11 protein-coding genes are annotated in these 10,644 nt (G+C 71.1%); 4 read left to right on the top strand and 7 right to left on the bottom strand.

Translation table 11 applies throughout. The features are described 5' to 3' along the window. Nucleotide 1: 1 nt before the first annotated feature. Together ACFYR3_RS35700 and ACFYR3_RS35705 are read left to right on the top strand one after the other, a co-directional pair. A complete protein-coding gene (locus ACFYR3_RS35700; RefSeq protein ID WP_389286100.1) occupies nt 2-652 on the top strand; it encodes a hypothetical protein in 651 nt (216 codons plus the stop codon). After that, nucleotides 649-1,176, top strand: coding sequence for an amidohydrolase family protein (locus ACFYR3_RS35705; RefSeq protein WP_389286102.1), 528 nt, complete (start codon nt 649-651; stop codon nt 1,174-1,176). The genes ACFYR3_RS35700 and ACFYR3_RS35705 overlap by 4 nt, the downstream gene beginning before the upstream one ends. Before the next feature lie 48 nt (nt 1,177-1,224). Here ACFYR3_RS35705 and ACFYR3_RS35710 read toward each other — a convergent pair whose 3' ends face one another. The 7 genes from ACFYR3_RS35710 to ACFYR3_RS35740 form a co-directional block, all read right to left on the bottom strand. Further along, nucleotides 1,225-1,554 carry a CU044_2847 family protein gene (locus ACFYR3_RS35710; protein WP_261704124.1) on the bottom strand — a complete coding sequence of 110 codons (330 nt, stop codon included), beginning with the start codon at nt 1,552-1,554 and terminating at the stop codon, nt 1,225-1,227. A gap of 17 nt (nt 1,555-1,571) precedes the next feature. Beyond that, complete coding sequence (locus ACFYR3_RS35715; protein WP_389286105.1) at nt 1,572-2,801, bottom strand: ABC transporter substrate-binding protein; 1,230 nt, start codon at nt 2,799-2,801, stop codon at nt 1,572-1,574. Next, nucleotides 2,798-3,646, bottom strand: a complete 849-nt coding sequence (locus tag ACFYR3_RS35720; protein WP_389286107.1) for a hypothetical protein — start codon at nt 3,644-3,646, stop codon at nt 2,798-2,800. The genes ACFYR3_RS35715 and ACFYR3_RS35720 overlap by 4 nt, the downstream gene beginning before the upstream one ends. Continuing rightward, on the bottom strand, nt 3,643-5,055 hold the full coding sequence (locus ACFYR3_RS35725) for a VWA domain-containing protein (RefSeq protein ID WP_389286109.1): 1,413 nt from the start codon (nt 5,053-5,055) through the stop codon (nt 3,643-3,645). The genes ACFYR3_RS35720 and ACFYR3_RS35725 overlap by 4 nt, the downstream gene beginning before the upstream one ends. 109 nt (nt 5,056-5,164) lie before the next feature. Continuing rightward, nucleotides 5,165-7,315, bottom strand: a complete 2,151-nt coding sequence (locus tag ACFYR3_RS35730) for a tetratricopeptide repeat protein (RefSeq protein ID WP_389286111.1) — start codon at nt 7,313-7,315, stop codon at nt 5,165-5,167. Between the two features lie 3 nt (nt 7,316-7,318). Beyond that, complete coding sequence (locus tag ACFYR3_RS35735) at nt 7,319-9,019, bottom strand: trypsin-like serine protease (RefSeq protein WP_389286113.1); 1,701 nt, start codon at nt 9,017-9,019, stop codon at nt 7,319-7,321. Between the two features lie 145 nt (nt 9,020-9,164). Further along, entirely contained in the window at nt 9,165-9,359 is a 195-nt protein-coding gene (locus tag ACFYR3_RS35740) for a hypothetical protein (RefSeq protein WP_355853896.1), read from the bottom strand. 128 nt (nt 9,360-9,487) lie between these two features. Between ACFYR3_RS35740 and ACFYR3_RS35745 the strand changes: the two genes are divergently transcribed. Further along, nucleotides 9,488-9,889 carry a hypothetical protein gene (locus tag ACFYR3_RS35745; RefSeq protein WP_389286115.1) on the top strand — a complete coding sequence of 134 codons (402 nt, stop codon included), beginning with the start codon at nt 9,488-9,490 and terminating at the stop codon, nt 9,887-9,889. A gap of 1 nt (nt 9,890) precedes the next feature. Further along, a partial coding sequence (locus ACFYR3_RS35750; protein WP_389286117.1) for a hypothetical protein occupies nt 9,891-10,644 on the top strand: 754 nt, incomplete at its 3' end.

A 10,644-nucleotide genomic window follows, 5' to 3' on the forward strand; every position in this document is an offset into this window, starting at 1 on the left:
GGTGGATCAGGAACGGTATGTCGAAGAACCCAACCAGGTGCTCCACCCTGGGAAGTACCGCCGGGAGCGGTACAACGACACGAACGGCGCCGTCCACGAGACAACGCACTACGACGCGCACGGCAACGCCTTCACCCAGAACCACCAGCTCGGCCCCGCCGAACGGTACGGGTACAACTACGTCGGGGCCGAGGCCCCCCAGACGCCCAGCGCTCACGCCCGGCCGTGGGCACAGCCCGCCGCCGGGGCTGCCGCCGCCGTCGCGGGGATCGCTGGAGTAGAGGCCTACGACGAGATCGCTGACAACCATGTGCAGCGCAACATGTCCGGCGCGGATGGTGCGGACGGCGAGGACGGCGGGCTGTTCGTTCTCTGGTTGCTCATCATCGTGGCCGTGCTGGCGTTGGGCCCACTGTTCCTCGGGATCCGGATGGTGCGACGCGCCGAGGCGGCCGGCAGAACGATGACCCACGGCAGGTTCGTGCTGCTCCTGGAGATTCCCTGGCTGGCGACCCTGTGGGGCTGGCTGTTCGACGGCGGCGCAGCGGCCTGGACCACGGCCGTGAGCGCCGCTGTCGCGCTCGGCGTCTGGTACGGGCTGAGCCTGCGAGACGAGGAGCTTCGTGGAGCGCCGACGCGTTCGCCGCGATGACGGCGACCCTGTCCTCCGACCGCACCCGCGAGCACCTCGAGGCGCACGCGAAGGGCGACACCGTGCCCCATATCGGGCTGCGGGCCGAGGACGTCGTCGAGTACGCCACGCGCGGCGGCGCCCGGGCGCTCGGGCTGGACGGGATCGTCGGCAGCCTCGAGCCCGGCAAGCGAGCGGACCTCGTACTGATCAAGAACGACGAGTCGCCCGCCATGTTCCCGATAGTCAATCCGTACGGTCACGTCGTGCTCCAGTCTCAGCGCGGCGACGTGCACACGGTCCTGGTCAACGGCCGGGACGTGAAATACGACGGCCACCTGGTCGGCGCCGACCTGCCGAAAGCCCGTCAGGCGGTCCAGGGCAGCGTGGAGTACCTGCGCGGCACCCTGGGCGACGAAGAACGGGTCGCCGGTATGCACCCGGACATCCCTGAGTCGAAGGTGCTCGACAACCCCTGCACCTGCACGGATTACCGCAATGCCTCGGGCGATCCTGCCGTAGCGGCACCACGACAAGAGATGTGACCCCACTCGTGGTGCCGACCTACTGGCCGGTGGGCGCCGGGTACGGGATCAGTTTGGTGGTGTCGGTTCTGTGCCGCTCCAGCGGAGCGTGACGTCGAGGTGGGCGCTCGCACTCGCGCTCGTCAGGACCGCGCCGAGTTTGGCGTCCAGGACGACGCCGAAGGTGACCTCCACCTCGTCGGGCCGTTGGGCGACACTGCGGAACTGGCCGATCACCTCGGAGGCGGCGGAGGTGATCGGCGTCAGTGCCGCGCGCAGGGTGCTTCCCGCGCTCTCCAGACGGGTTCCCAGGCCCACGGCGTCGGTGCCCCTGCGGGCGGGTGGGGCTACGAGGACGACGGTGCCGTCGTCGAGGGTGAACTGGATGGCGTCCGGCATGAGGGCTCCTGGATGGATCAGGGGTGGTTCGGGTGGCTGCAGAGTGGTCCGGGCGGTGGCGGGGATTCGGGGTGCGCGTATCCGAGTTCCTTTTGGACCCTGTTGAGTGCCGCCAGCAGTGGGGTCAGGTCTCTGCCGTTCGTGGAGTTCAGGACCGCCCGGTAGAAGGCTGCGGACACGTCGGGATCCATCGCGTCGGCGGCGCTGAAGCAGAGCGTGTATCCGGGGGAGCGGAGCATTGCGGCTATCCGGCCCTGAGTGGCGTTGCCGTACTCCGTCACCCTGTTGTCGGCGGAGAGCGCGAAGCCGGGTTCGTTCACCCATGCCTGCTGCGCCTGCGCACTTGCCAGGTACTTGATGAACTCGTCGGCGCTCTTGTTCCCGGTGAACTTTCCGACGAAGTCCGCCGAGACCTGGAGCGCTTCACGAGAGGACGGTACGTACGTGTACCCGTCGTCCTTTACCTGGGCGGACTCGAAAGCCATCGCGGACAGGGCGCCGTGGCTCAGGGAACACCCCCTCTTGGTCATCTTCTCGGCGGCGGCGCGGAAGTTGAAGGTGGCCGCGCCCTTGCGAGCACCTGCCACGAGGTCTCCCCACGCGGTCCACGCATCTTTGACGGGCCCCTTGTCCCACTTCGCGTCACCCGAGGCCCAGGCGGTGTACGGGCCGGCGCCCGCGTCGGCCAGCAGGATGTCCGCTATCCAGTCGGCGCCGGGCCAGCCGGAGGTCGGACCGGACTCCAGCCCCAGGCACCAGCGGCCGGAACGGGTTCGCAGAGCGCTCCAGCTCTCGGGAGGCCGTGGGGTGACCCTGGCGTCGTACCAGATGAGGCTCTTGACGTCGGCCTTGACGGGGACGGCGTAGACGTCCTTGCCGTTCATGCCGAGCCCGCGGAAGGGCTGCACGTAGGCTTCCGTGCCGACGTCGAGCTTCGAAAGTGCCCCTTCCTTGCGGTACTTGGCGATCGCTCCGACACTGGGCAGCACCGCCAGGTCGGGCTGTGCGTCCGCGGCCACCGCGGCGTCGAGCTGTTGGGTCAGGGCGCGGGTGACCTGCGGTTCGATGTCGATGTCGTGGTCGCGCTCGAAGTTCTTGACGACCGCGTAGAACGCCTTGAACTCGGTGCCGGACCAGGGAACCATGATCGTCACCTTGTCCTTCTCCGGTTCGCCGCACGCGACCGGCGCGAGGAGCAGCCCGAGGACCAGGGCGCAGCGTAGGAGTGGTGCCGTGAGTCTTCTCATGAGTGAGGGAACCTGTACTCGGCAAGACGGGGACGGTATGCCTGATATGCGAGCGCGCCGACGGCGGCGAGCACGGGCAGCGCGATCGCCGCGGTGGGCGGTTCGGTCGTGCACATGATGACGCCGATCGACGCGGTGGCCAGCAGGGCCACGACGAGTGCTGGGCTGGGGTATCGCCGGAAGCGGTGGGCGACGATGTAGCCGGTCGCACAGACCAGCAGCAGCATGACCGCCACCGGCCCCATGAACAGGGGCCAGAGGAGATGGGGGTTGCGCCAGCCCGACCTGAGCTGGTCATGGCGGGCCTGGATCTCCAGTTCCTGGAGATCCCTGAGTGATCGCCTGAGGCCGCCCGTGAAGGGGACCGGGTTCTTGCCGTCGTACTCCGGTGCGCTGTCCAGTGCGTCCCGCGCCCTCGCCGCAGCCGGTGCCCCGTCGAGGACCGCATTACTGATCATCTGCACACATGTGTCCAACTGGCCCTGGACGAACTGGAGGTGGCTCAGTCCCTGCTCTCCGGCCGCGTTGCCCTCCGTCGCCGAGGTGAGGTGGGAGGCCACGCGGCCGGTGGCGTTGGCGAAGCCATTGCCGGTGCCCGTCAAGTCGATCGCCCCGGTCCGGGAGACGGCGCGGAGCGCGTCGTCCGCCTTCCCCGCCTCGTCGTACGCCGCGCCGATGTGCTGGATGGCCGTCGTCGTGCGGTGAGCAGCGGCGACCTCCTCTCCGGCCCGGTTCGCCACTACCAGATAGAGCAGCGCCGTCAACGCCACCATGCCCAGCACGCCCACCCTGAGCCACCGCAGCACCACGATCGGATGGGGCACGCGCAGCCGCACGCCGGTCACGACCCGTCCAGGGGCCCACCGGCCGCACCCGCGTCAGCGAACCGATGCCCGCACTCCTCGCAGAACTTGGCTGTGGGCGACGTCGACGTCGTACCGCACCGTGGGCACACGCGCGGCAACCCGGAGTCGTGAGGTGGGAGGTGGTGCGGGTCGACAGGTCCATCGGTGGTCTTGGTCGAGTCGATGCCCATTCTCTGTATCTGGCCTCGGGAGACGTTTCGCCGCACCTGGAGCCGGCCGTCGGGGCCGTCGGCCGCGACCTCGCGCAGTTGTTCCAGGTGCTTGGTGTCCCCCAGGGATGTTGCGAGGCCGATCGCGAGGCGCAGTTCGCGGTCCGCGCGGTCGAGGTCTCCGAGCCGGTGGGCGTCGGCGCAGGCGCGTATGGCCATGCCGAGTTCGCGTTCGTCCTCGACGCGGGTCAGGTGGGGGGAGGGGACGATGCCGGGGCCCGGTGTCGAGCGGCGGCATACGACCATGGCCGCGCTCTCGGAGCAGGGTTGGCGGGCGCCGTCGGGGAACTCGGCGTGCAGCGTGACGCGGACGGCACGCAGGGTCTCGTCGACAGTCAGGCTGTCGGGTTCGAAGCGGAGAGAGATCTGGTACTGGCGGCTCTCCGCGGGCCAGGAGCCCAGCGGGACGTGCGTCTCACCGTCCTGCTGCTGGCGTGCCACCAGTTCGGCCTGGACGGGGCGCGTCTGCCGTACGAACGCGAGCTCGAAACGGCTGTTGAGGCGCAGGCCCAGATATACCCGGGGTACGACGATCTGCTGCGCCTCGCGCATCAGGCGGGTGAAGTCCTCCGTGAGGTCGGAGATGGTGACGACGGCATCGGCGGTGCCGTGCAGGGCCTCGGTGACGCGCAGGAGTTCGGTGTAGTGCCAGTCTTCGCCCAGGCCCCTTGCGTGGCACACGAACCGGTCGGTGCACATCGTGAGGATCTCGCCGAGCTGTTCGGGTGTCTCGTGCTCGTTCTTGCCGTCCGTGTAGAGCACCGCGTGGCGCACCGTGCCAGGGGATTCCACCGTGGCGAAGAGGCGGCGGGCGCGAGCCAGCCACTGGCCGATCGCCGTGCCCCCCTCCGAGAGCTGGCCGGCGACCCGGAGCTTGGCGTCCTCCCGGGTCCAGGCGTCGACGCGGGCCAGGCCGCCCGTCGTCGGGAAGATCACGTCGGCCTGATGGTTGCCCGCGACGATCCCCAGAAGGGTGCCGTCCCGCAGGGTGTCGATGGCCGCGCACATCGCGCGTTTCGCCTCTTCCAGCTTGTAGCCGGACATGGACAACGAGCGGTCCATGATGAGGATCTCGGCACTCGGAGTCTGCGCGGCCGAACCCGCGGCGGATCGTGCCGTGACGGTGATCAGGGCGTCCGCGCGTCGCCCGTCGTAGGGCAGATCCGAGGGTGCGTCCACTTCCAGGGTGAAGCTGAGCCCTAACGGTGATCTGTCCCCCACCGATACCACCCGTCCGTGTCGCTGCGTGTTCTCCTGCGGAGCGTGCCCGCTTCCTCGACGGAACGTGTCAGGAGCCTAGCCTGCTGGGTGTTGCTCCGAAATGGGAATGACTCGTTCTGCCCCGCTTTCCCGGCCGTCTCCATCTCAGCGCCGGGCGCAGCCGGTTCGCCAGGTCCACCAGTGCGACGTACTCGCGCTCGGTGGGCGCGTGCGGGCCGAGGGCACGGATCGCGTCGGACAGCTTCAGCCGGTCGTGGGTGTGCAGGAACTCCGCGTACTGGATCTCGGCACGCAGCGCGGTGGCCGCCGCCTCGTCCAGGTCGAGGCCGGGCAGAGCCGCCCTGGCGCGGGCCACGTCGTCCTCGGTCGGCGCCGGGTGGCCCGGCTCGGGGAGGACCATGACGCGCAGTCGTACGGCTGCCACGCGTGCCTCGCGCTCGTAGCGGAACTCGTTGGCCAGTTGTTCGGCGACGTCCACCGCCTTCGCGCGCTCGCCGGTCAGCAGCAGGACACGGGCCAGGCCGAAACCGGCCGCACCGAGCGCCGGGGTGGTGTCGAAGACCGTGCCGTAGTGGGACCGCGCGACCGCGCGGTCCCCGCGGAGCTCGGCGCACAGGCCGAGGGCGAGGTGCGGTATCAGCTCACCGGGAAGTGCCCTGCGCACCTGGGTGAGCACGACGGTGGCCCGCTTCGGGCAGCCGTCGGCCAGCGCGATCAGGCCGCAGTACCAGTCGGGCAGCCAGTGCCAGTCGGGCAGGCCCGCCGCCGCGAGCTGTCGTGCCGCCGACACGGCGTCCTTTCTTCGCAGGGCGAGCCGGCTCTCCGCCAGCGCGCCGCCGGCCGAGCCCGTGACGCGTGGGTCGTCGGGATCGGACAGGGGGGCCGGAAGGGCGGCCGCGACGTCGCCGGGGTCCGGTGAGGAGAACGGCCCGGGCATCTTCAGCAGAGCGTTCTCGTCCGACTGCGCCCGGACCCAGTGGGCAGGGGGCCGGGCCGCGCCCAGCCCGCCGTGCAGCGGTTCGGGCACCGAGCCGAACAGGGCGGAGGGACGGGCCACCTGACGACGCGTCGGCGGGGCTGCCACGACCTGCCGGATGACACCGCTGAGCTGTTCCGCGAACTGCCGGGCCGACACGAACCGACACCACGGCCGCTCGGGGTCCGTGGCACGGTCCAGCAGCAGATGGAGCGAGTCGACGCCCGGCGCGGAGCGGTCCGTCCAGCGGGAGCGGCAGACCTCGCGCAGGGTCATGCCCAGTCCGTAGAGGTCGAAGCCGGGGGTGGGGTGCAGATGTTCCGGATCGGTCTCCGGCGGCGCGTAGGCCCTCGTGTACGCCACGACCGGCCCGGTGTCCTTCGTGTCGCTGCGCACCGCGCCGAAGTCGATGAGCCGCACCCGGTCGAGCGCGCCCGCCGGGCCCTCCTCCCGGAAGCGGATGATGTTCAGGGGCTTGACGTCGCAGTGCAGCAGGCCCCGGGCGTGCAGGTAGTCGAGTGCCTGCAGGACACGGACGCCGTGCGCCAGGAGGGTTTCGAGGCGGTCGCCGTCGCGTGCCGAGAGCGGTTCGCCCGGCACGTATTCGAGGACGAGATGCGGTCCTTCGTGCTCGTAGCCCAGGATGCGGACGATGCTGTCGTGCCGGAGCCCGACCAGGACGTCCCGTTCGTGCCGGGCGGTCTTGGCGACTGATTTGCGCAGGGCCTTGAGGACGACGTCGGTCGCGAGATTGCGATCGTGGGCGAGGTATGCGGCGCCGTAGGCCCCCGAGCCGACGACGCGTATGACGTCGTAGCGACCCGCGATGGTGAGGCTGTTGGGCTGGGCGAAGTCGAAACGGGTGCCGCAGTGCGGGCAGAAGCCTGCCGTCCGGCCCGGCTCGCTGTCCTGGCCGCGGCCGACCGGCTGCCTGCAGGAGGGGTTGGGGCAGAAGCGGTGCGCCTCGGTGACAGGGTCCGACGAACTCAGCGGCATGTCCGGGACCTCGGGGGCCTGATCGGAGTCGACCAGGCCGAGGCCGTACCAGGGGTCCGGGCGTACCTGCGCCACACCGACGCTCGCACCGGGCAGCACCAGCGGTTCCGGTTCCGGGTCGCGGGGCACCGACACCGTTTCGTCCAGCGGCAGCGGCTGCCGGTCGCACGCGTCGCAGAAGCCCTGTTCGTCGATCGTGCCGTGCCCGCAGTCGGGACGGTTGCACATCTGACGGCCCATTCCCATGTGTCACCTCTCCTCGAACCGTCGGTTGACCTCGTCGATGTAGCGCCTGACCAGCGTGCGGGCGGCCCCGAGGTCGATCGGCTCGGTCCGTAGAGCGCGGGCGGCGGGGGCGTGCCGCTCGGCGAGCCGTCGGTCCTCGTCACCGAAGTGCCGCGCGGCTCGGACGCGATGCAGTTCCAGGTCGGCGGTGAGATCCTCGTGAGCCGCGATCAGTCGGCGCAGGTCGTGATCGAACAGGACGAGGGCGGCGCGGGCCTCGACGGCCAGATCGTGGATCGCAGTGAGTTCGGGGTTGGGTTCCGTCGCCCGGGCCACGGCCAGCCGGACCCGTAGCCGGGGCGCGGCGCGGGGCGGCAGCCGGGGCGCGGCGAAGAACCGTACGCCCCACTCCTGTTGCAGCGCGGACGCGGCACCCTCCTCCGCTGCGAGCTGCCCGACGACCGCGTGGACCTCGGCGGCGGTCACGCCCCGGGCCGCGCCCCCGCGCAGCGGTTCGGGGTCGAGAGAGACATCGAAGGCGAGGCCGGCCGGTGGCACGTTCTCGAAGCCGAGGACGAGGCGGACGCCGCGCGACCGGGCGCGGGTGGCCAACTGCCCCAGCAGTTCCCGTAAGAGGGCCTCCGGGTCCTGGGCCCGGTCCACGCCGCCCACCACCAGACAGGCGGGCGGCTTGCGGCGCAGCAGTTGTCGCCGCACCTCCTGCGGATCCCCGCCGGGGAGTCCGAACCGGCCCGAAAGGTACCCGCTGACGTCGGCGACCGACCTGCCGCGCGCGTCGTAGGCCGCGTCGATGGTGCCGAGCCCGAGGACGGTGTCCCCGGGGGCGTCGGTGAGCTCGGCGTCGGTGACGCCGGCCCGGGCCGCCGGATCGGCCGTGCGCACCAGACGGACGAGCCAGGAGTCGCCCACGGCGGTCGTGCCGCCTGTGCCGACGACGACGGTGCCGGACCAGTCGCTGTCGAGCAGCCGGGTGAGTTCCTGCGTGAGCGCGAGGCGCAGCGGGTCGCCCAACACGTCCCCGGGCAACTCAGCGGGCGAGGGCCTCAGTTCGTTGTTGCGGCTACCATCGGTGAACTTCTCGATCCCGGGCAGATAGGTCAGCATCGTCTCGGTCGGCAGCATCCAGGCCGCTTTCGCGTCGCCGTTGACGTAGTCGGCCACCACGATGCCGATGACGCGGCCGTCGAACTCGCCGCCCACCGCCATCGCCCCGGCGCCCGAGTACCCCCGCTCGATCCACGGTTCGCCTTCGCGCATCCGCTTCAGCAAGCCCCACTCGCCCTGCCGGTGGCCCGATCCCGCCAGCCGCGCGTCCGCCCCCATGCCGAACGGTTCGTCGTGGGGAAAGCCGTACACCTGGACCGTGCCGCCGGAGATGGGTGCCTTCCACAGCTTCGTCCGAGTGCCGCAGCCGGCCGGTTCGTCGAGTTCGAGCAGCGCCACGTCGCCACGCTGGGTGCTGTGGTCGTGCACCCACGTGCCCGCGGCCACATGCGCGGTGCGGGTCCACTCCGGGCGGCATGCCACACTGCTGATCCGCACGTGAGACGTGGTGCCCCCCGGTGCCGCTCCGGCGTAGCGGACCACATGTGCGCAGGTGAGCACATGCCGGTCGTCGAGCAGCACTCCTGCGCCACAGGGCGTGCCTTCCTCGTCGTCCACCCTCACACGCCACGGACGGTCACTGTGGTGATGCAGCGCCATATGCCCAAGGTATGGCAACGAGCGTCACATTGAACCGGGTCGGCGAGACGGCCGTCACTTCTTCACGTCCAGTTCGGTCGGCGCGCCGCTCCCCGCGCACGCTCACCCGCACGTAATGGACCGAGCTCCGGTCCGTCCGGTGCCACTACCGGAAGTCCGCCGAGACCTCGACGATGGACGACGTCGGCCGCTTCCGCCGAGCCGGCCGGACCGTGCCGACGTGCACCCCGCGTCCCGGATCGACGGCGGGGACGGCGCGCGCCGCGGCGGGTGACCGGACGGTGGCCGGGCTGCCGTCCACGGTCGCCTGCGGGTACAGCCCCGGCTCGGCCTGGGCCACTGTCGCCGACCGGCAGCGGGCCGGGTCGGGATGGCTGAGTAGCCCCCGTCACCCTGAACCGGCTTACCACGCCCGGGTGGAGCGGTAGCGTTCCAGTGGGTGAATGGACGACACCGGGGGAGGCCGTCATGGCCGACGAGAGCGCGGCCGACCGGCGGGTGCGTACGAAGGACGCGCTGGCCCGCGCGTGCGCCGAGCTGGAGGACCGGCGGGCACTGCTGCGGGAGACCGGCGCGGAGGCCGTGCTCGACCGGCTCTTGAGCGTTGTACGGTCCGGCGGCGATGTGGAGCCGGAACTGGACGAACTCCACGAGACGCTGCTGCAGTGCGGTGACGCGGCGGGCCTGTACGGCGACGGCCTGCGCGGGCCGGGGGCCCGCCCGGACGTCCTGCCGGCGGCGGACCGCGCCGACGTCGTGTTCCTCTGTCCCGCAAGCCGCTGCTCGCGCCTGTGGTGGCCGGACGAGAGCCGAGAGGAATCACCGACCTGCTCGCTCTCCGGGGAAGCCCTGCGCTGGGCCAGGGTCTGACGTGGGCGGGCTGCTGTCCGAGATCGGCAAGAGCCTGGCCGAGCGCTGGGTGTCCTTACTGGTCCTGCCGGGAGCTCTCTACCTGGCGGTACTCGCTGCGGCACGGGTCCTCGGGCACAGGCACGCGCTCGACGTAGCGCGGCTGGTCCGGTACGTCGACTCCTTGGCCGCGTCGCCGCGCGCGGGTTCGGCCGGCAGTCTGGCGGTAGTTCTGATCGCCGGACTGCTGGGCGCGGCGGTCGTGGGCGTGTTCGCCCAGGCACTCGGCTCCGGAGTCGAACGGGTCTGGGTGGCGGTCGACTGCGACGCCTGGCCCGCCCCGCTGCGCGGCCTCGCCCGCCGACGAGTAGCCGCGCGCGCCGACCGCTGGGACGAACTGACCCGGCGGCGCAGGGCCGAGGTCGAACTGCGCGCGCGGCAGCAGGCACTCGAACCACAGGCGCCTACCGCCTCCTCACCCACCGCCCCCACTGGCGCCCCGTCGCCGACGGGCCGGCAGCGCCGCATCGCGCGCATTGCCCTCGAACGGCCCATCTGCCCCACGTGGATGGGCGACCGCGTCGCCGCTGTGGCGGTCCGCCTGCGCCGCGAGTACGACCTCGATACCGCCACCGTCTGGCCGCACTTGCGACTGTGCCTGCCCGACGCGACACGCGCTGAGGGCACGTCGCCGCCCCAGCATCAGCGTCAACCAGCTGGCCGGAGACAACCGGTATCGCGCCCGCCGATTCGTCTACCGTCCCAAGAGTGCGGAT

The sequence above is a fragment of the Streptomyces sp. NPDC005784 genome (genome assembly GCF_042871525.1).
Classification (GTDB): Bacteria; Actinomycetota; Actinomycetes; order Streptomycetales; family Streptomycetaceae; genus Streptomyces.

Excerpts from the sequence above, each read along its gene's own strand:
- ACFYR3_RS35705 (WP_389286102.1), top strand. The coding sequence starts at position 649 with ATGACGGCGACCCTGTCCTCCGACCGCACCCGCGAGCACCTCGAGGCG.
- ACFYR3_RS35710 (WP_261704124.1), bottom strand. The coding sequence starts at position 1,554 with ATGCCGGACGCCATCCAGTTCACCCTCGACGACGGCACCGTCGTCCTC.
- ACFYR3_RS35715 (WP_389286105.1), bottom strand. The coding sequence starts at position 2,801 with ATGAGAAGACTCACGGCACCACTCCTACGCTGCGCCCTGGTCCTCGGG.
- ACFYR3_RS35730 (WP_389286111.1), bottom strand. The coding sequence starts at position 7,315 with ATGGGAATGGGCCGTCAGATGTGCAACCGTCCCGACTGCGGGCACGGC.
- ACFYR3_RS35735 (WP_389286113.1), bottom strand. The coding sequence starts at position 9,019 with ATGGCGCTGCATCACCACAGTGACCGTCCGTGGCGTGTGAGGGTGGAC.
- ACFYR3_RS35745 (WP_389286115.1), top strand. The coding sequence starts at position 9,488 with ATGGCCGACGAGAGCGCGGCCGACCGGCGGGTGCGTACGAAGGACGCG.